Raw genomic sequence first — 17,665 nt, 5'->3', positions numbered from 1 at the left:
ACACAAAAGAAAACGCCACCGGCTTGCGGTGGCGTCTTGCTCGTTCATGCGCGTGTCAGGCCGTGTCAGGCTTTCTTCTTCGCAGCGCGTTTCTTGGTGGCTTTCTTTGCCGGTGCCTTCTTGGCAGGAGCTTTCTTCGCCGGTGCCTTCTTGGCAGGGGCTTTCTTTGCCGGCGCTTTTTTCGCAGCGGCTTTCTTTGCCGGCGCTTTTTTCGCAGCTACCTTCTTGGTGGCTTTCTTGGCAGCGGCTTTCTTTGCCGGTGCCTTCTTCGCAGCAGCCTTTTTGGCAGGAGCCTTCTTTGCAGCAGCTTTCTTGGTAGTCTTCGCGGTTGCCTTGCGCGGCGCGCGTTTCTTCGGTGCCATTTGTTCAGCCTCTATTTTGTCCAGCGCTTCTGCATAGGTCGAAAGACCCTTCATGAACGCTGCCTGTTGAGTTTTTGGCAGGACATCGAGAGCGGCAGCTTCCGCTTTTTCGACTTTTGCCGTTGCAGATGACAGAACGCGCTTGCCAGCAGCTGTCAGTTTTACAGAGTTCGCCCGAGCATCGGCTTTCGTACGCTCGCGGGCGAGCAGGCCTTTTTTGATCAGGCGGGAAATCATGTCTGCCAGGGTGGACCGGTCGATGCCTGTCTTGCGGACCAGATCGGTCTGGCTCAGGCCTTCGTTTTCAGACACGGTGTGCAGCACCGCGAACTGACGCGGTGTCGGGCCGGATTTGCCCACTTCCTTTGCATACAGGTCGTATGCATATTGTTGAGCCCGGCGGAGCAGGTGACCGGGGGATTGTTCGAGCGAAAAATTAGCCATTGTCTTCCTCTTATCTTTCTACGGGCCGATCTTCTGTACCGGCTTTAGCCAGACGATATGGAGAAGGTCTCCCCGCTTATAACCGCCCTGGTAGTCCTTGTTTGCATCGCGCATGTTAACAAACATTTTCACGGTGTCCGGTGTCGGAGCGTTTTGCAAGATTTTTTCCACATTTTTTGACCAAAAAGGGGTAAAGCGGAATATCTGTGGCAAGACCATAACAACAACACCGACTTTTAAGGAGTAGGATATGGCCGGTCCGGACGGAAACAAACCAGATAGGATGGAGCCGGACTTTACCCGGAAAGTGCCTGACGGGGACACGGTAGAGCGCTCTGTCTGTACCCGGTGTGGCTTCATCGCCTATGACAATCCGAAGATCGTCGTCGGCTCCGTCGCGACCGCAGGGCAACGTATCCTTTTATGCCGGCGTGCGATCAATCCGCGCAAAGGCTACTGGACCTTGCCGGCAGGGTATCTCGAACACAAGGAGACAGCGGAAGACGGTGCCATGCGCGAGGCGCGCGAGGAGGCGTGTGCAACACTGACGATCCATCAACTGCTCGCGACCTATTCGATCATGCATATATCCCAGGTGCAGCTTATGTTTCGGGCAACCCTGGAAAATCCGGAAACGATCGCGCCGGGCCCGGAGAGCGAAGAGGTGGGGCTGTTCGAATGGGATGATATCCCGTGGGACGAACTCGCATTCCCCAGCGTCGCCTGGGCGCTGCGCCACTATCATCAGGTAAAGGACAGGGATGCATTCCCGCCCTTCACCAATCCAGTTGAGGGCCTTTAGGCGCCGGGCTTGTTACGACTCGCATCGTCGTTCGCGGTGGTCCGTTCTTCAGCCGCATCGGTTCTGTTGTCCGTGTTGACGAAAGCTGCCGTATCGTCCGGGCCGTCCACGATCTTTGCACCGTCGCCCTTGCCGCCTTTGCCGCCATCTTCCATGTGCTTGGCGATGAACGGGCCTTGCGTGATGATGAAGAGAATATAGGCTGCAGTGAATCCGAAGATCTTGATATTGACCCATGTACCCTCGCCGGCACATTCCGCGTCGGGTACGCAGCCGGCGGTCAATGTCCGCCACGCGACTTCATTGGCGATTGCCATGACGAGGAAAGCGGCGGCAAACCGCCATGTCAGCGTGTACCAGGCCTTGTCCGGCATACGGAACGCATCGTCGAAGATCAGTTTGAGGAAATTGCGGCCGGTCAACAGGCCACCGGTCAGCACGAGGGCAAACAGGACATAGATCACCGTCGGCTTCATGTAGAACAGCGTCTTGTTGCCCGACAGAAGCGTCAGCCCGCCAAGGCCGATAGCGATGACGCCGTTGACGAGCAGCATGGGGGCGATGCGCCGTTCAATGATCAATGATGCGATGAATGCAACGATATAGGCCGGCAGAAAAAGGATCAGCGCAAGATAAAGCTCGTTGCCGTCTTCGGTGAAGAATCCGGTCGAGAGCATGTTGTTGACGACGGGTCCGACCCTGTCCGGCAGGAAATAGCCAATGAAGAACAGTGCCAGCGGTCCGAAGTCGACCGCCGCCTTTTGCCAGCCGGATAGTTTGCGCCCTTTGGTGCCTGTGCTCATCTTTGTCTGTCCCTGCCCGTTTGTGGTGACTATTGATCTGTGGTGATGCCCGCCAATGCGCGCGCGAACCTGCGTGCCTCGAAAGGCTGCAGGTCTTCGACGCTTTCGCCAACCCCGATATAATGGATCGGAATGTCGAACTTGTCGGCAAGCGCGACCAGCACGCCGCCGCGCGCGGTGCCGTCGAGCTTTGTCATGATGAGACCGGTGATGTTCGCCGTCTGCGAAAAGGCCTCTGCCTGACTCAGCGCGTTCTGGCCGACCGTCGCATCGAGGACCAGGATCGCATCATGAGGCGCGGTCTCGTCCAGCTTCTTGATCACACGGACGATCTTGGCAAGCTCGTCCATCAACTCGCGACGGTTCTGCAGGCGGCCTGCGGTGTCGATCATCAAGACGTCGATGTTCTTTTCTTTCGCTTCCTTCAGCGCATCGAATGCAAGCCCGGCGGCATCGGACCCGACCGGGCGGGTAATAACGGGCGCGCCGGTGCGCTCGCCCCAGACCTGAAGCTGCTCGATCGCCGCGGCGCGGAACGTATCGCCCGCCGCCAGCATAACCGATTTTCCGTCATCAGCGAATTTCCTGGCAAGCTTGCCGATGGTGGTTGTCTTGCCCGCGCCATTGACGCCGGTCATCAGGATCACATGGGGCGCATTGCCCGCCTTGACCTCAAGCGGCCGCTGCAGCGGTTCCAGCGTTCTTGCGACTTCGCTCGCCAGCACGTCGCGCACCTCTTCGGGCGAAACATTCTTGTCATACCGCCCCTCTGACAGCGCCTTGATGATACGGGTCGTGGCCGGCAGGCCAAGGTCAGCGGAAATCAGCAGGTCTTCCAGTTCTTCCAGCGTTTCATCGTCCAGCTTGCGCTTGGTGAAGATCGCGCTGACACCGCCGCTTAGTTTTTCGGACGATTTCGACATGCCGTCGCGCAGGCGCGAGAAAAACCCGGGCTTCTTCGCAGATGTCGGTGTCGGCTGCGCGGACCGCGGTGCGGGCGTGTCCGGAACATCGGGTTCCGGATAATCGATGACCGGGCTTCGGGGCTCTGCTTCCGGCGCTGGCAGATCATCAGCAATGCCGTCGACCGGTTCGGGCATGTCGGATATGGAGGCTGGCTGTTCCTCTGCCACCGTGTCCCCAGGCGCAGTCCGTCGTTCCTTTATCTCCGGCGCGACGTCACCCTCGGTTTCCGTAACCGGAACATCGTTCAGGTGGCGCGCCTCGACATCGGGTACGGCCGGGCCGGTGTCGGCGACGGGCATCGCGTTTTCGTCGTCGATCTCGAGATAGCCGTCCACATTTGCATTCGGGGCGAGGTTGTCCGCGTCCTCGCGCTGTACCGGCACAGCGGCCTCTGCTTCCAGACCCTCACGCAGGGTGACCGCCGCTCCAGCCTCGCTGTCCTCGACAGCGGTGGCGGCGGCTTTTTCCTTGTCGTCGTCCGGGCGTTCCGCATCGACATCATGGGCGTCGCGATCGGTGACACCCTGGCGTCCCTCACTCGTCTTTTGGCCGCTCTTGACCTCATCATCGGCAGCATCGCGTGCGCCGAACAGTCGGCTGAAGAATCCCTTTTTCTCGCTCATCCGTTTGTCCGTTCTCTTTGCCTTCTACAGCGTCGCGACCAATGCGCGCCCGTCATGCCCGGTGATGATGACATCAATTATATGTCCCGCCGCGCGCAGATGGCCATTGCCGCCCGCCTCGAAGCGGACTTCGGTAAAGTCGGCGAGCCTTGCATGGCCGGTGCCGTCCTTGCCGGCTTTCTCCGTCAAGACACTCATCCTGTTGCCAACAAATCCGGCGAGATGACGTTCCAGCGCGGCGTCCCCGGCTGCACGCAAGCGCGCGGCGCGGTCCTTGATGATGGCGCCATCGAGCTGTGGCATGCGCGCGGCCGGTGTGCCCTTGCGCGCCGAATAGGGAAAGACATGCAGGAAGGTCAGCGCGCACTCCTCGACCAGCTTCAGCGAGTTCTCGAACATCTCGTCCGTCTCCGTCGGGAAGCCGGCGATGATGTCGGCACCGAAGGTCACTTCCGGCCGGCGCTCCTTGATGCCGGCACAGAAGGCGATTGCCTGTTCGCGCGTATGGCGGCGCTTCATCCGTTTCAAGATCATGTTGTCGCCGGCCTGCAGCGACAGATGCAGATATGGCGCGATACGCAGCTCGCTGACCAGCAGCTCGAACAGATGCCCGTCGATCTCAGCCCCGTCGATGGATGACAGGCGCAGGCGCGGCAGCTCCGGGACCTCTTTCAGAATGCGCGAGACGAGCATTCCCAGCGTCGGCATGCCCGGCAGGTCGGGACCGTAGGACGTGACATCGACACCGGTCAGCACGACCTCCTTCACGCCCTGCGCGGTGATGGCGCGGCACTCGGCGACGACATCGGCAATCGGCACGGAGCGGGAATTGCCGCGGCCATAGGGGATGATGCAGAAGGTGCAGCGGTGGTCGCAGCCATTCTGGATCTGCACATAGGCGCGGGCGCGTTCGACCCTGGGCAGCGGCGTTGCCGTCTCGGTCGTTGTTTCCTGCATGATGTCGCCGACGACCGCCGCGTTCCCGGCGGATACGGACTGCCATGCCGTTGCCGTCAGCTTGTCGGCATTGCCGATCACGGCATCCACCTCGGGCAGGCTGGAGAAGCCGTCAGGGTCGATTTGCGCGGCGCAGCCGGTCACCACGATGCGGGCACCGGGCGCCCGCTTGCGCGCCTTGCGGACGGCCTGCCGCGCCTGTCTCACTGCCTCGTTCGTCACCGCGCAGGTATTGATGATGATCGTATCCGACAGACCGGTGCTCTTTGCCAGTTCAGCCATCTTCTCGGACTCATAGGCATTGAGCCGGCAGCCGAGGGTGACGACCTCGGTCTTCCTGCCGGTCACTGGCGCAAGGGGGGATCCGATAGAGGGCGCGGCGGTTTCTGTCATGTCAGGGTACATGAGGCATGAACCGGTCCGTTGCAAGCGTGGGGCCGGCCTGAGACCCCTCCGGCTGTTCAGCCCGTCGCCGAGGCCTATGTCGATAACACAGACAGAACTGGAGATGCCATGAAGCACCGCGTGACCCTCCTGCTCATCCTCGCGATGACCGCTGCGTGCGAACAGCCGCCGGCAAACCCGCTCGACAGCGGCGACACCGCGCCGATCGATATCGCCCGGGACCTGCAAGGCGCCTTCATTGCCAATGCCCGCTTCACGGCGGTCAACGGGACCGACACGGAGTTTTCCGCGCGCATGAGCGGACGGATGAAGGATGACACCCTGATCTATGTGGAGGACTTCACCTATGAAGACGGGCGTGAGGAGCGCCAGACCTGGCACCTGACGAAACTCACCGACGGCACATGGCTCGGGTCGCGCGAGAATGTCATCGGCGAGGCGCGGGGCTGGCAGGACGGACCGGCGTTCCGCCTGTCCTATACTGGCCACCTGCAGGGCAGCGAGGAGGGAGAGGGCATGACGGCCTCGTTCGAGCATGTCATCGTCAAGCGCCGGGACGGCGTCATCGTGAATGTCGTCTCCGTCGGCAAGTACGGCATCGGGATCGGCAAGGCAGTCATGACCATCGTGCCGGTCGACGACACTGCATCGGCGGACTAGCGTTCGGAATTCGGGGCGCGGAGTCACATCTCACCGCAGGCGCTGTGCGCGCCGTGCTGCCGCCCTATCTCTTTTGTCAGCAATCCTGATGGGGGGAAACCATGTCCGCTTTTCGCATCCTTGCAGCAATGGCCTTGGCAACAGTAGCGACGACCGCCTGTGCTGGCCGCCCGGCCGTGCCGTTGGATAAGGCCGCGATCCAGCCATTCGTGGTCGAGCGCGATCTCGCGGGCAAGACGGTGGGGGAAGGGTCCTTCTCCGCCATCAACGGCACCAACCGCTCCTTCACGGCCTATCTGGACGGCTCATGGGATGGCGACACGCTGACACTGGTCGAGGATTTCGAATATGATGACGGCGAGATCGACAAGAAGATATGGCGTCTGACGAAGCTTGAGAATGGCGAGTATTCCGGCACGCGCGAAGATGTGGTCGGCACGGCCCGCGGTTTTATGGATGGCGACGCCTTCCGGCTGGAGTATACGGTCGTCCTGCCGAGCGAGGATGGCGGCAAAGGAATGACGGTGAAATTCCGTGATGTGCTGGTCAGGCAATCTGATGGTGTCATCATCAACGAGGCGACGGTCGGCAAATGGGGCTTCCGGGTCGGCAAGGTCGACCTGACCATCACGCCGGTTACGGAGTAATCCGCTACTCGAGTATGCCGTCGTATTCGAAGGCGACAGGGCCGGCCATCATCACGTGGTTGTCGCTCTCGCGCCACTCGATAGCGAGCGTGCCGCCATCGAGAACGACGCTTGCCTTGCGTGCCGTCAGACGGCGGCGGTGAGCGGCGACGAGGGCGGCACAGGCGGCGGTGCCGCAGGCCTGCGTAATGCCGGCGCCACGTTCCCATACCCGCAGGCGGATCTCGTATTTCGATTTGACCTGGGCCACGGAAACATTGGCCCGTTCGGGAAACATCGGATGGTTCTCGATCATTGGCCCGAAGCGGTCGAGCGCCTGGGCATCGGCATCCTCGACGAAGAAGATACAATGCGGATTGCCCATATTGACGGCTGACGGTCCCCACAGCACCGGCTTGTCGATCGGCCCCAGCTTGATATCGACAAAGCGCGTGTCCTGCGTCTCTTCTGCGAGCGGAATTTCTTCCCACTTCAGGCGCGGTTCGCCCATGTCGACAACGACGCGGTTGGTGCCGACCCGCTCGGCACTGATCGGTCCGGACGGCGTCATGAAGGCGACGGCGTCCTCGCCGCTTTCATCCATCAGGATCTGCCCGACGCAGCGGGTGGCATTGCCACAGGCACCGACCGCGCTGCCATCGGCATTCCAGATACCCATGAAGGGTTCGCCTGCGCGCTCCTCGATCGTGATGATCTGGTCGCAGCCATAGGGGCCAGCACGGTCGCCGAGATAGCGGGCAGCCTCCTCCGTCACCTTCATGCCCCTGTGGGCGCGCAGGTCGATGATGACGAAATCATTGCCGAGGCCGTTCATCTTGCGGAAGGCGAGACCGGCAAGGTCGCCAAGAGGAGAGGGCGTATCCATGGCCTTGCGATGCCACAAAAACCCGATGGCGCCAACTGGCAATCGAGGATGCGGTTCACGACGCGTAGAGCCAGACGGTGCATTGCCCGCCGGCCAAGGCAAGGCCAAGCCCGGTCAGGGCCATGCGCGCCGGTACGACCGGGATAAACGGAATATTCGCCGCCAGCATCGCGCCGAAGAAGACGAGGGGCGACACCGGCAAGGAAAAGTTCGCCGCGATGGCGGGCGCGAGGATCAGGCTGATGATGACAAAGCCCGCATGCCTGGCGCTTGCCTGACCCCACGCCGTGACCAATCGGACGACCGGCAAAGGCGCAATAAACACCGTCCACACGATCGCGCCCGCCGCCGCCGTCTGGAAATGTCCGCCATAGCGCGAGAGCCAGAGGTCGGCGCCCGGCAGGGGCTGCCGCGCGGCAAACCAGTCGCGGGCATGAAAGATCGCATCCGTCCGGTCGAGCGCCCCGAGAAAATCGAGATAGGCGGCAGACAATACGGCGAGAATGACCGGCATCAGCAGGACGACAAGAAAGCCGAATGTGTGCCGGTGCAGATGCCTGCGCGGCATGATGATCACCAGTCCCGATATGAGGAAGGGCATGAAGAGAATGCTGTAGACGCTCGACAGATAGAGCGCCGCGAGGCTGGCACCGGAGAGCACGCTTGCCTGCTGCAGGCCGGTACGCGGCAAGAGCCCCGTCGCCATGAACACCAGCGCCAGCCCGGCAGCCAGAAGCAGCGCTTGCGAATCAGCGAAGAGCGCGATGATCAGCGGATTGGTCAGCAGAAGGAGCGCCACGACGGCCTGTACCGCCCACTGGTGCCATGCGGCGCGCTGTCCGAACCGGGCCGTCATGATTTCTCCGTCACCGGCATGGCGCACGCGCCGCTCGTCGGCTCGTGTGTTCCGGACATTTCCCCGCCTGTCCCATGGGTGGTCTTTTCCCAATAGAAGGGCTTGATGATCAGCTGCCAGACCGCCTTGTAACCGGCGGCAGACAGCATCAGCCAATAGACAGGCAACAGGACGACACAGGCGCAATGGTCGAACCAGCGCCGCCGCAACGGGGCGATCAGCGTCAGATAGGCCATGAATGCATTGCCGCCGAGAAGGGTGAAGACTGACAATTCAAGCAGCGGCGGTGGATAGATCGCAGCGAGCCAGTCGCCGTGACCGGACAGCCACACAGCGTAGAGAACCCAGAACACCGGATTGACGACGGCAGAGATCAGGACCCCGCCCATGACGAGATGAAGCGTCACGAACCGGGTCAGCCCCGCTTTCGAGAAAAGCGGTGGCTTGGTAAAGTGAGGGTTCGTCCGTGTGTGGACCAGCCATGTCTGGAAATATCCTTTCAGCCAGCGCGAGCGTTGCCGGACCCATGCGCCGGGCGCGCTGACCGCTTCTTCGAAAGTCGTCGAGTTGATGATGCCGACATGATAGCCCGCCGCAGCGAGGCGCAGGCCGAGATCGGCGTCCTCGGTCACATTATAGCCATCCCAGCCGCCGATATCCTGCAGCGTGCGTGTACGGAAAAAATTCGACGTACCCCCCAGCGGGATCGGCGCACCGATGCGGGCAAGGGAAGGCAGCACGATATCGAACAGCAGCGCATACTCCATGGAGAAGAGCTGTGTCAGCCAGTTCTTGCGGCGATTATAATAGTTCAGCCGCGCCTGGACGCAGGCAAGGCGATCATCGCCAGCGCGAAACGCCATGACAGCCTTTTTCAGCTGATCGGATTCGGGACGGTCCTCGGCGTCATAAATGACGGTGAACTCGCCAAGCGCGGTCCATAGCCCGTAATTGCAGGCCTTCGGTTTTGTCCTCGGCAGGTTATCGGGCACATGGACGAGGTCGAAACAGGGAGCGTTGCACAGCTTTTCAGCCAGCGCCTTGGTCTCTGGATCGTCCTCTTCGAGCAGGATCTTGATGTCAAGCCTGTCGGGCGGATAGTCGAGGCCGAGCAGCGCCTTGACCAGATGGGGCAATGTGGCGGCTTCCCTGTAGAGGGGAATAAGAATGGTCACGACCGGCCAGTTTTCCGGCGCAGCCCGTGCGGGCTTCCTTGGCGGTGGTTTCAGATTGGACGCCAGCATCCAGCCGCGCAGCGCGAGACCGGCGCAGCAATAAAGGACGAACAGGCCGTTTATCACGGTCAGCGTGCTGATCGGGACCAAGGCGACGGACGCGATGAAGACCGCTGCCAGGACAAGGGCCATGGTCTTCTGTTGGCGCGACAGGCGGTGGCTGGCGCTCAGCATCGGCATTTCACTGCGCAGCTTTTCACGTGCCGCCCAGTCCAGAAACCCGGCATTGTCACGCCTGATGGCTGCCGTGTCCGCGTGGGTGGCGCGGGCAAGGCGGGCCTGCAAACCGGCGGCCTGCGCGGTGCGGTCCTCGAGAGAACTCATCGTCCGTGCCGTCTCCGCCAAAACCGGATACGGGCCACTGTCCAGTATGCCACGGGCATGGCGACCAGCATGGCCAGGATCAGGAGCGACGGCAGGCGCACGCCCGAGATCGCGTCACCAGGGTCCAGCCACTGAATCGCCAAGCCAAGGCTGGCCTCGAAACTGGCATTCGGGCGTGTCGTCGCCGGCGGACTTGTCAGCGAGGACAAGACCAGCAGGCAGAAAAGACCTGTTGCGACAAGGTGAAGGCTATGGCGCATCAGAACCTGCTCCATATGCCGAAAAAGGCGGCGGTGCCGGTCGCCGTATTCCGGCCTTCGACATCAGACCGCACGCCGATTTCATAGGTCGTTTGACCCTTCGGCGTCCAGGCGATCACAGGCTCGAGGCGATAGATGTCGTAATCGGAAAGAGGTCGGTTGCCATCGGTCAGGCTGGTCGTGTTGAGCGATTTAACCATGAGCATCCAGTGCTCGTCCGGTTTCCAGCCGATCACCAGTTCGGTGTTCAGCCGTTCCGGATCGAGCCCCAGCGAGGTCCGGTATCCCGCCTTCGCCGACACAAACACGGGCCCGATATCGCGGCCATAATGGAGCGCCGCCTCCAGTCCCGCATCCTGCTCGACCAGTTCGCCTGTGCCCGCTGCCAGCACCCGGCTGATATTGGTTTCGGCACTGTAGAGAAGGCTGCCCGAGACAACCGACGTCCCGGTCCGGTGAAACCGCGCCTGAAGGAAGGCTTCGGCGGTGGCGATGCCGGAGGAGGCGCCAGCGAATTCACCGTCATTGACCTGGTCGGCATAGAACAGCGTCCCGCCCAGCATCAGAACGTCGCTCAGGCCAGCCTCCAGATAGAGGCTGGTAGCAATCTGCTCGTAGTGGGAGGCGCGGTGGTTTCCCCTGAAATACTCGCCGCGATTGATGAGAAGGACTTCGCCCGACGGCCGGGTCCAGGCCGAGGCAGAGGCAAGGCACGGATACGCTGCCAGCATTGCGGCAAGCGTGACCAGTCCGAATTGTCTGAAACAAGCCCCCCAGCTCACTCCCGTCCCCCTTGCAACCCACGGTTATGGTCACGCAACGGTGCGGGCAATCAGCAATGTATCTACCTTAGGTAGATAAAGCTGGAAATGCAACCTCGAATCAGCTAGCCGGTCAGCGGCATTCGCGCGAGGCGCGTTCCAGCGCATCGGAAACGCCGATCAGCGAGAACGTATAGTTGGTTGCCGTCCCGCGCTCGGATACGGCAGAAATACGCATGTCCGAGCCACGCCGCATGGCGGCGATGAGACGTTCTTCGTCGCTCGTGTCGTCGATGAAGCCTTCGGTTTCGGAAATGAACATATCCCATTTGTCAGAGCCGATCCGGATGGTCGGTTCCGGCGCGTCGCGCAGGGCATAGCCGGTCATCAGGCTCGGCTGGTTTTTCGCGACACCGGATTTCCAGGTCGAGACGAGGAAGAAGACGTTGCCGTGGTTGACCGCGCTCGGCAGTTTTTCCGTCGGCTCGGTCACGACATAGCAGACCGTGTCGCCGTTCAGATCCTGCCTGTATACGACCCAGTCACGGTAATTGGCGATCGTCTGGGGCGCGGCCATTGCGGGCAGGGCGATAAGGCTTGAGATAAGCGAAAACAGAAAAATCAGGCCAGTCTTCTTCATGTAGTCCTTCCCGTAGTGTCTTTCCCGGCAATCACTTGCAAGAGTGGTAGCGCAACCCTGTTCTACATCAATCCCGCGCAAAAATGACCCAGTAAGTGGACCATGTCATGTGCGCCTTGTCCATTTAAAGCTATTCCATGTTCTGACGTATGGCGAGGCCAGCCAGAAGCGGGCACAGGGCCACAGCCTGAAGGCTGAAAGCGGCAAGAAAAAGACCGGCGGACAGTGCGTCCTCTGCGGCGCCGGCGAGACGCGTGCCAAAGATCAGCGCCGGTGCAAAGAACGGCAGGGCGAGAAAGATGACGAGGCCGGTACCGCGTTTCACAACCCCGGCAATGGCGGCGAGCGTCGCACCCAGCATAGCGAGGGCCGGGGTGCCGATCAGGAGCGAAACAGCAATGGCCAGGGCAGCATCGCCTGTGCCGGAAAGAAGATAGGACACGGGCAGGCTCGCGATCACGACCGGCAGGCAGACAACCAGCCAGTAGACGCTCATGGTCGACAGCGCGATCGCCCAGCTCGGCAGGCCGGACAGGCGCAGCACCGCCATGCGGCCCGAGGCGATGTCCTCCTGGAACAACCCCTCGAGCCCGACCAGCACCGATATCGCCGCGATCAGCCAGACATAGCCGGGCGCGATCCGGGCCAGCAATTCCGGGTCCGGGCCGAGTGAGAAGGGCGCGAGGACGCCGGCCAGCACGAAAAAGCCGAAAGCGACATAAGGCGAAGGCCCGCCGGCACGCAGGCGCAACTCGTCCTGTATCAAGGCGCGCATCTTGTTCATGCGGCATCCGCCTGTTGGAGCGACAGCGCGATGACGTTCTCGATCGGGAACAGTCCGTGTGAAGAGGAGATGATCATGCCGCCCCCTGCGCGGTGGTTCACGCACAGGCCAACCAGCATGTCGCGCCCGGCGGCATCGAGCGCGGTAACCGGTTCATCGAGGAGCCAGATCGCCCGTGGTGCGACCAGCAGCCGGGCGATGGCAAGGCGCTGTTGCTGGCCCGCCGACATCTTCCATACGGGGCCATTCAGCAGCCCGACAGCCTGCAGTGCTGTATCAGGGGTCAGCCCTGCGTCGCTTTCGCCGGGGTTGAGGAGATCGCGCCAGAAGAAGAGGCTCGTCAACCCATCAGCGCGCCGGTTCAAGCCCGTCTCGTGCCCCAGATAATGGATATGGGCAGCGATCGCGTCCTGCCGGTCGCGCGGTCCGGCGCCGTCGCCAAAGGCAATGGTGCCAGAAAAGCGGGCAAAGCCTGCAATCGCGCGCAACAGGCTGGTCTTGCCGGACCCGTTCGGCCCTGTCAGCATCAGTGCATCACCGGGCTCGAGGCCAACACTGACCCCTGCGACAACATCCATGCCGCCGCGCGCGACGCTCACATTATCGAGAGAGAGGGTGACGGTATGGTTCAATGACATAGGTCTTCTATAGAACGCGCTGTAAGGGCGCCACAAGAGACGCTGTGTGGCAGGCTCTTAACCAAGTGCCGGCAGCCCGGATGAGTGGAACCCGCGGGCTTCCAGTGTGTTATGACAGTGCAGGAAATCTGAAAGGACTGAACAATGGTCGAAGTATCAAAAGAAGAGGGACGCCAGGGCGAAACCCGCAACGAGATGCGCTGGGTACTGCTGATTTCGACGATCCTCGCTGTGCTGGTACTGGGCGCTTTCCTGTTCTTTAATACAGGTGGCGACACAGATACAGCTCAGCAGCCCACAGGATCTGCCGCAACAGCGATTTCATCCAGCTTCATAACCTGACGCGCTGACCCCCTTAACACGATCGGGCGCATGGCGCTGTTCCAGCGAACAGGCCGCAATGCGCATGACGCAAACGCAATGAAGAGGTATCATCATGGCAAACGCCGCATTTGACGCAAGAAGTGAAGAGCTGCCGGTAGACTCCGGTATAGACCGCGATCAGCGCAAGATCCTGGCCAAGAAACTCGGTCATGCCCTCGCCAGCAGCTATGTGCTCTATCACAAGACCCACGCCTATCACTGGAACGTAACGGGTCCCCTGTTCTATTCGATCCACAAGCTGACCGACGAGCAATATACCAATCTCGCCGACGCCATCGACGAAATCGCCGAACGCATTCGTGCGCTGGGTTTCCTGACGCCGGTCGGGTTCGAAAAATATTCCAAGGACAGCGTTGTTGAAGGCGTGTCGTCCATCCCCGACGCCGCTCACATGGTCCATGAGCTGGCCAGCGACCACCACAAGATTTCGGCCCAGATGCGCAAAATCGCCGAAGCCGCCGAAGAAGCCGAAGACGTCTACACGGCCGATCTCCTAACAGCACGTATCGGTTTCCACGAGGAAGCCGCCTGGATGCTGAATTCCCTCATTGTTGAAAACAAGGACGGTCTTCTGCACGCGGACGACTGATTCCGGGTCCAGCTTCGCCGCCGAGACTGATAAAGCCCTGCATGACCAGTGCAGGGCTTTTGTTTATGAAATTGAATAGCGATCCTTCCCGGATTTCATCTAAAGTCGGGGGTGTTAAACCCTGGCAGGTGGATGATGAAAAACATGGACGCGAAGCGGCATTGCGAGAATTGCCAATCCCTGTTGCATGGCCGTTATTGCAGCCGATGCGGGCAGGATTGCACATCACCCATCAAGCCGGTGCGCCAGGCTTTGATCGACGCCGTCGCGGATATCCTCTCGTTCGACTCCCGGATCCTGAAAAGCCTCAAAGTGCTGTGCCAGCCGGGCCGGTTACCGGCGCGTTATGTCGGTGGGGAGCGGGTCGGCCACGTTCCGCCTTTCCGAATGGCGTTGAGCGTCAGCCTCGTCCTGTTTCTCGTCGTGACCCTGGTCCTGCCCGACTATGGCGAGCCGACAGCACAGTCCGGCCTTGCCGCCGATCTCAGCTTCGTCGCCCGCGAGCATGCCTTGGCCCTGGTGCTCGCCCAATTGCTCACCCTGCCGCCGCTGGCGCTGCTGCTAGGGCTGCTGTACCGGCGCCGTCACCTGCTGTTCCTCGCCCATCTCGGCTTTACATTTTACTATCACGCCGCTTTCAATTTCGTGTTGATCGGGCTCTTCGCGGCCTCTCCTGTTCTACCCACTGAAACACTCGGATATCTGACGTTGAGTGCGCTGTTTGTAGTACTCGGCCCATACCTCTTCTTTGCCCTGAAGGCCTTCTACCGGGCAGGATTTGTGCATACCCTGCTGTCGTGGCCACTGCTCGCCCTGTCCCATCTTGCCCTGATGGTTCTTTCCTTCCTCGCTGTCGTCGGCATCTTCGCATGGATACCTGCGTGGTAGTGGTCCATCAGAAAAGCCGCCTGCATTGCTGCAGGCGGCTCAATCGCAAAAATATGGGTGGGGCAGTATTCGATGAACTCGATCAGCCGCGATTGTGCATCATCACATTCTCGAAATGCGGCGGCTCGTTGTCGGCAGACCGATGCTTTTTCAACAGTCGCTCCACTTCCGACTTCAATTCCCTGTCCTCGTAGAATTTCTCTCGATAGCGATGGAGGCCAAGATTGGTGCGAAACAGCTCAACGGCCCGTTCGAGGGTCAGGTGCCGATCCGCCAGAAAGCGCTCGACGGCGCGCCGTCTCGGTTTGGACAGTTCACCGTCGAGGTAAGCGTGTAAGTCTTGTTCGCGTATGAGGTAATGCGGCTGTGTCATACCCCCCTTACACGACAGCGGCCAGGGAAGTTCCTTCTGCGACACCTTCGTCATCCATCAGCTCGACCAGTTTGGCGCGGGCGCGGGACAGGCGGGAGCGAACAGTACCGACCGGAATCTCAAGAACGGCGGCGGCTTCGTCATATTTCAGGCCCTCGATGACGACCAGCGACAGGATCACCTTGTCGTTCAGCGGAAGCTTGGAAAAGTTCTCGACTACGTCCTGAAAGTGCATTTTGTCCTCCTGAAGGGCTTTGGCGGAAAATTTGGACTCGGGGGTATTTTCGATATCGACTTGCGTACCGCGGCTCTTTTCCTTGCGGATCTGGTTGAGAAAGACGCGGCGGCAGATGGTGAACATCCATGAGCGCAGGTTCTGGCCATCGAACAGATGGGCTTTGTTCAGGGCGCGCTCTACACAATCCTGTACCAGGTCGTCGGCGCGGTCGGCGTTGCGGGTCAGTTTAAGCGCGAACCGATTCAGCGCCGGCAGACATTCCTGAAGCTCTGCTGAAGTAATGGTCGTCACAATCAACTCTCCTGTGTTCGTTGCTGATGACGAAATTACGCGGGCTCAGAAAAAATGCAAACAAAAACATATACTTAGCATGAGTGGGTGCCTCATTATGAGGGGCGTGACGAGGACTGTCAGGGCCCTCGGGCCACTCATGATGAGGGGGTCACTCATCATGAGTGAGTGGAGTTGTTTTTGGTCATTTTCGAGTTCCGTTAACACGCTGAAAAACCGGTGAAAATTTCCGGGCAACTAACCTGGGTTAAAGGATCGTTCATGGAACCGGCCGCGGGTCAGGCCGTCACGGAATCGCGGATTCGCCGCTTCCAGCCTTTCACCGGCCACGAAACGGGACAGAATTTTTTTCGAAAAATTCGCTTGCAGCGCCAATTTTTCGGGCTCTGGCGACGCGCCGCTCAAAGAAAAAGGCCCTGCCGGGTGAGGGCAGGGCCTTCGGGATGCTCAAGGCGGTACGCGCCTCGAGCCTCGGGGGAGAGGGAAACCGGCTCCTGATCAGCTTAGCGCGTCTTCACCGTCGATCACTGCGGCGGCTGCCGCAACCACGGAGGCGATGCGGGCGGCAGTCTGGACCATCTCGGTGGACATGCCGGCCTTGCGCACGACGGCCTCATGGGCGTCAATGCACATGCCGCAGCCATTAATGGCCGATACGGCGAGCGACCAGAGCTCAAAATCGGCCTTGTCGACACCCGGATTGCCGAGGACGTTCATCCGCAGCTTCGCCGGCAGTGTCTTGTAGGTCGGGTCCTTGGTCAGATGCAGGAAGCGGTAATAGACATTGTTCATGCCCATGATCGCCGCGGCGGATTTCGCCGCCTCGATCGCTTCCGGCGACATCTTGTCTGCAATTTCTTCGTTGATCGCGCGGATCACGTGACCATTGCCAGTGGCCAGGGCGGACGCGAAGAAGCAGCCATATTTCTGTTGATCGTTGAGAATGGTTTCGTTCGCCAGGCTGCCGAGATTGAGGCGGATATCCTTGGCGTAGTCGGGAATTCGGCCGCGCAGGGCTTCAATAGACATCGAGCAGGTCTCCTGTGTGAAAAGGGATTGCGTGAGCGGTGAGGAAGAGAGTGGAAAGTACCGGCTCGCCATTTGGGCAGGGGAGAGGGGCGAGCCGGTACTTCCTATACTTGGTTGCCAGAAAGGGCAGGAACGGCAACCAAAACTTCATCAGCGCTACAGTGTGTCCCCGCCAACAGGGCGGTTGCAGGGACAGAGCTCATCTGTCTGAAGTGCGTCGATAACACGGAGCGTATCCTGCGGGTTCCGGCCAACGTTCAAATTATTCACGTAAACGTGCTGGATGACGTTATGCGGGTCGACGACGAAGGTCGCGCGCAGGGCAACGCCTTCATTCGAGCGGATCCCGAGACCGTCGACAAGGGCACCGGTCGTGTCGGCAAATTGCCAGGCCGGGTGCTTGTTGAGGTCGGCGTGATCGCGGCGCCATGCGAGTTTGACGAACTCGTTATCGGTCGAGCCGCCCATGACGATGGCATCGCGGTCAGCGAACTCGCTGGCCAGTTTGCCGAACTCGGCAATCTCGGTCGGGCAGACGAACGTGAAATCCTTCGGGTAGAAATAGATGACTTTCCATTTGCCCTCGAAGGAATCCTGGGTGAGGTCCTCGAATGCGGACTCACCGTTTTCCTCGATATCGTTGAAGCCCGGCTTTACGCCAATGACTTTGAACTCAGGCAGTTTATCGCCAACACCTAGCATTGAAATCTCCTTGCAGGTTGGTGTGAACTTGAAATTTCTGTTTGAAACAACGAGGTCCCCCGCTGTCAGGCCCTATATGGCGCAGCGCAGCATGTTTAATCAAATAGATTATACATCTTGATCATATCGATTAACTTGA

The 17,665-nt window shown here is 60.3% G+C and carries 22 protein-coding genes; 6 read left to right on the top strand and 16 right to left on the bottom strand.

All coding sequences use genetic code 11. The features are described from left to right. Positions 1 to 65 precede the first annotated feature (65 nt). A complete protein-coding gene (locus tag IEV88_RS11800) occupies positions 66 to 806 on the bottom strand; it encodes a MarR family winged helix-turn-helix transcriptional regulator (protein ID WP_188158255.1) in 741 nt (246 codons plus the stop codon). A gap of 250 nt (positions 807 to 1,056) precedes the next feature. Here IEV88_RS11800 and IEV88_RS11795 point away from each other — a divergent pair, with 250 nt between their 5' ends. Further along, a complete protein-coding gene (locus IEV88_RS11795; protein ID WP_206711185.1) occupies positions 1,057 to 1,608 on the top strand; it encodes an NUDIX hydrolase in 552 nt (183 codons plus the stop codon). Here IEV88_RS11795 and IEV88_RS11790 read toward each other — a convergent pair. From IEV88_RS11790 to mtaB, 3 genes are read right to left on the bottom strand one after another with little or no spacing between them, the layout of a single operon-like run. After that, positions 1,605 to 2,411: an inner membrane-spanning protein YciB gene (locus tag IEV88_RS11790; RefSeq protein WP_188158256.1), complete on the bottom strand. Its 807-nt coding sequence runs from the start codon at positions 2,409 to 2,411 to the stop codon at positions 1,605 to 1,607. The two genes, IEV88_RS11795 and IEV88_RS11790, sit on opposite strands and share 4 nt — an antisense overlap. 29 nt (positions 2,412 to 2,440) lie before the next feature. Then, complete coding sequence (ftsY, locus tag IEV88_RS11785; RefSeq protein WP_188158257.1) at positions 2,441 to 4,000, bottom strand: signal recognition particle-docking protein FtsY; 1,560 nt, start codon at positions 3,998 to 4,000, stop codon at positions 2,441 to 2,443. 24 nt (positions 4,001 to 4,024) lie between these two features. Continuing rightward, positions 4,025 to 5,350, bottom strand: a complete 1,326-nt coding sequence (gene mtaB / locus IEV88_RS11780) for a tRNA (N(6)-L-threonylcarbamoyladenosine(37)-C(2))-methylthiotransferase MtaB (RefSeq protein ID WP_188158258.1) — start codon at positions 5,348 to 5,350, stop codon at positions 4,025 to 4,027. A 120-nt stretch (positions 5,351 to 5,470) separates the two neighbouring features. On the opposite strand from mtaB, the gene IEV88_RS11775 reads away from it, so the two are divergent. After that, positions 5,471 to 6,022, top strand: a complete 552-nt coding sequence (locus IEV88_RS11775) for a DUF3833 family protein (RefSeq protein ID WP_188158259.1) — start codon at positions 5,471 to 5,473, stop codon at positions 6,020 to 6,022. Positions 6,023 to 6,123: 101 nt separating this feature from the next. Beyond that, a complete protein-coding gene (locus IEV88_RS11770; RefSeq protein WP_188158260.1) occupies positions 6,124 to 6,669 on the top strand; it encodes a DUF3833 family protein in 546 nt (181 codons plus the stop codon). Positions 6,670 to 6,673: 4 nt separating this feature from the next. On the opposite strand, the gene dapF is transcribed toward IEV88_RS11770, so the two are convergent. The 8 genes from dapF to ccmA form a co-directional block, all read right to left on the bottom strand. After that, the gene (gene dapF / locus IEV88_RS11765) at positions 6,674 to 7,534 is read right to left on the bottom strand and encodes a diaminopimelate epimerase (RefSeq protein WP_188158261.1); all 861 of its coding nucleotides are present in this window, start codon (positions 7,532 to 7,534) and stop codon (positions 6,674 to 6,676) included. 55 nt (positions 7,535 to 7,589) lie between these two features. After that, positions 7,590 to 8,390 carry a hypothetical protein gene (locus IEV88_RS11760; RefSeq protein WP_188158262.1) on the bottom strand — a complete coding sequence of 267 codons (801 nt, stop codon included), beginning with the start codon at positions 8,388 to 8,390 and terminating at the stop codon, positions 7,590 to 7,592. Beyond that, positions 8,387 to 9,949: a glycosyltransferase family 2 protein gene (locus tag IEV88_RS11755; protein ID WP_188158263.1), complete on the bottom strand. Its 1,563-nt coding sequence runs from the start codon at positions 9,947 to 9,949 to the stop codon at positions 8,387 to 8,389. The genes IEV88_RS11760 and IEV88_RS11755 overlap by 4 nt, the downstream gene beginning before the upstream one ends. Then, on the bottom strand, positions 9,946 to 10,209 hold the full coding sequence (locus IEV88_RS11750; protein ID WP_188158264.1) for a hypothetical protein: 264 nt from the start codon (positions 10,207 to 10,209) through the stop codon (positions 9,946 to 9,948). Before IEV88_RS11750 ends, IEV88_RS11755 begins: the two co-directional genes overlap by 4 nt. Further along, positions 10,209 to 10,991, bottom strand: a complete 783-nt coding sequence (locus IEV88_RS11745) for a hypothetical protein (protein WP_188158265.1) — start codon at positions 10,989 to 10,991, stop codon at positions 10,209 to 10,211. Before IEV88_RS11745 ends, IEV88_RS11750 begins: the two co-directional genes overlap by 1 nt. A 112-nt stretch (positions 10,992 to 11,103) precedes the next feature. Next, the gene (locus IEV88_RS11740) at positions 11,104 to 11,610 is read right to left on the bottom strand and encodes an invasion associated locus B family protein (protein WP_229731464.1); all 507 of its coding nucleotides are present in this window, start codon (positions 11,608 to 11,610) and stop codon (positions 11,104 to 11,106) included. A gap of 130 nt (positions 11,611 to 11,740) precedes the next feature. Next, entirely contained in the window at positions 11,741 to 12,394 is a 654-nt protein-coding gene (locus tag IEV88_RS11735; RefSeq protein WP_188158266.1) for a heme exporter protein CcmB, read from the bottom strand. Continuing rightward, positions 12,391 to 13,032, bottom strand: coding sequence for a heme ABC exporter ATP-binding protein CcmA (gene ccmA, locus IEV88_RS11730; protein WP_188158267.1), 642 nt, complete (start codon positions 13,030 to 13,032; stop codon positions 12,391 to 12,393). Before ccmA ends, IEV88_RS11735 begins: the two co-directional genes overlap by 4 nt. A 144-nt stretch (positions 13,033 to 13,176) precedes the next feature. On the opposite strand from ccmA, the gene IEV88_RS11725 reads away from it, so the two are divergent. The 3 genes from IEV88_RS11725 (at position 13,177) to IEV88_RS11715 (ending at position 14,893) form a co-directional block, all read left to right on the top strand. Then, positions 13,177 to 13,374, top strand: coding sequence for a hypothetical protein (locus IEV88_RS11725; RefSeq protein WP_188158268.1), 198 nt, complete (start codon positions 13,177 to 13,179; stop codon positions 13,372 to 13,374). Positions 13,375 to 13,468: 94 nt separating this feature from the next. Then, positions 13,469 to 14,005 (top strand): Dps family protein, encoded by a 537-nt coding sequence (locus tag IEV88_RS11720; protein WP_188158269.1) that lies wholly within the window; start codon positions 13,469 to 13,471, stop codon positions 14,003 to 14,005. Positions 14,006 to 14,140: 135 nt separating this feature from the next. Continuing rightward, positions 14,141 to 14,893 carry a DUF3667 domain-containing protein gene (locus IEV88_RS11715; protein ID WP_229731463.1) on the top strand — a complete coding sequence of 251 codons (753 nt, stop codon included), beginning with the start codon at positions 14,141 to 14,143 and terminating at the stop codon, positions 14,891 to 14,893. 82 nt (positions 14,894 to 14,975) lie between these two features. Here IEV88_RS11715 and IEV88_RS11710 read toward each other — a convergent pair whose 3' ends face one another. The 4 genes from IEV88_RS11710 to IEV88_RS11695 all read right to left on the bottom strand — a co-directional run bounded on the left by IEV88_RS11710 (position 14,976) and on the right by IEV88_RS11695 (position 17,526). Beyond that, positions 14,976 to 15,266: an anti-sigma factor family protein gene (locus IEV88_RS11710; RefSeq protein ID WP_188158271.1), complete on the bottom strand. Its 291-nt coding sequence runs from the start codon at positions 15,264 to 15,266 to the stop codon at positions 14,976 to 14,978. Positions 15,267 to 15,273: 7 nt separating this feature from the next. Beyond that, complete coding sequence (locus IEV88_RS11705) at positions 15,274 to 15,795, bottom strand: RNA polymerase sigma factor (protein ID WP_188158272.1); 522 nt, start codon at positions 15,793 to 15,795, stop codon at positions 15,274 to 15,276. A gap of 498 nt (positions 15,796 to 16,293) precedes the next feature. After that, the gene (gene ahpD, locus IEV88_RS11700) at positions 16,294 to 16,824 is read right to left on the bottom strand and encodes an alkylhydroperoxidase, AhpD family (RefSeq protein WP_188158273.1); all 531 of its coding nucleotides are present in this window, start codon (positions 16,822 to 16,824) and stop codon (positions 16,294 to 16,296) included. Positions 16,825 to 16,980: 156 nt separating this feature from the next. Next, complete coding sequence (locus IEV88_RS11695; RefSeq protein ID WP_188158274.1) at positions 16,981 to 17,526, bottom strand: peroxiredoxin; 546 nt, start codon at positions 17,524 to 17,526, stop codon at positions 16,981 to 16,983. Between the last annotated feature and the right edge of the window lie 139 nt (positions 17,527 to 17,665).

It is taken from the genome of Aquisalinus flavus (assembly GCF_014640095.1).
Taxonomy (GTDB): Bacteria; Pseudomonadota; Alphaproteobacteria; order Caulobacterales; family Parvularculaceae; genus Aquisalinus; species Aquisalinus flavus.
Note: the sequence above shows the minus strand (reverse complement) of the source record. Positions and strands in the feature narration are given on the sequence as shown.

Excerpts from the sequence above, each read along its gene's own strand:
- IEV88_RS11800 (WP_188158255.1), bottom strand. The coding sequence starts at position 806 with ATGGCTAATTTTTCGCTCGAACAATCCCCCGGTCACCTGCTCCGCCGG.
- IEV88_RS11795 (WP_206711185.1), top strand. The coding sequence starts at position 1,057 with ATGGCCGGTCCGGACGGAAACAAACCAGATAGGATGGAGCCGGACTTT.
- IEV88_RS11790 (WP_188158256.1), bottom strand. The coding sequence starts at position 2,411 with ATGAGCACAGGCACCAAAGGGCGCAAACTATCCGGCTGGCAAAAGGCG.
- ftsY (WP_188158257.1), bottom strand. The coding sequence starts at position 4,000 with ATGAGCGAGAAAAAGGGATTCTTCAGCCGACTGTTCGGCGCACGCGAT.
- mtaB (WP_188158258.1), bottom strand. The coding sequence starts at position 5,350 with ATGACAGAAACCGCCGCGCCCTCTATCGGATCCCCCCTTGCGCCAGTG.
- IEV88_RS11775 (WP_188158259.1), top strand. The coding sequence starts at position 5,471 with ATGAAGCACCGCGTGACCCTCCTGCTCATCCTCGCGATGACCGCTGCG.
- IEV88_RS11770 (WP_188158260.1), top strand. The coding sequence starts at position 6,124 with ATGTCCGCTTTTCGCATCCTTGCAGCAATGGCCTTGGCAACAGTAGCG.
- dapF (WP_188158261.1), bottom strand. The coding sequence starts at position 7,534 with ATGGATACGCCCTCTCCTCTTGGCGACCTTGCCGGTCTCGCCTTCCGC.
- IEV88_RS11760 (WP_188158262.1), bottom strand. The coding sequence starts at position 8,390 with ATGACGGCCCGGTTCGGACAGCGCGCCGCATGGCACCAGTGGGCGGTA.
- IEV88_RS11755 (WP_188158263.1), bottom strand. The coding sequence starts at position 9,949 with ATGAGTTCTCTCGAGGACCGCACCGCGCAGGCCGCCGGTTTGCAGGCC.
- IEV88_RS11750 (WP_188158264.1), bottom strand. The coding sequence starts at position 10,209 with ATGCGCCATAGCCTTCACCTTGTCGCAACAGGTCTTTTCTGCCTGCTG.
- IEV88_RS11740 (WP_229731464.1), bottom strand. The coding sequence starts at position 11,610 with ATGAAGAAGACTGGCCTGATTTTTCTGTTTTCGCTTATCTCAAGCCTT.
- IEV88_RS11735 (WP_188158266.1), bottom strand. The coding sequence starts at position 12,394 with ATGAACAAGATGCGCGCCTTGATACAGGACGAGTTGCGCCTGCGTGCC.
- ccmA (WP_188158267.1), bottom strand. The coding sequence starts at position 13,032 with ATGTCATTGAACCATACCGTCACCCTCTCTCTCGATAATGTGAGCGTC.
- IEV88_RS11725 (WP_188158268.1), top strand. The coding sequence starts at position 13,177 with ATGGTCGAAGTATCAAAAGAAGAGGGACGCCAGGGCGAAACCCGCAAC.
- IEV88_RS11720 (WP_188158269.1), top strand. The coding sequence starts at position 13,469 with ATGGCAAACGCCGCATTTGACGCAAGAAGTGAAGAGCTGCCGGTAGAC.
- IEV88_RS11715 (WP_229731463.1), top strand. The coding sequence starts at position 14,141 with ATGAAAAACATGGACGCGAAGCGGCATTGCGAGAATTGCCAATCCCTG.
- IEV88_RS11710 (WP_188158271.1), bottom strand. The coding sequence starts at position 15,266 with ATGACACAGCCGCATTACCTCATACGCGAACAAGACTTACACGCTTAC.
- ahpD (WP_188158273.1), bottom strand. The coding sequence starts at position 16,824 with ATGTCTATTGAAGCCCTGCGCGGCCGAATTCCCGACTACGCCAAGGAT.
- IEV88_RS11695 (WP_188158274.1), bottom strand. The coding sequence starts at position 17,526 with ATGCTAGGTGTTGGCGATAAACTGCCTGAGTTCAAAGTCATTGGCGTA.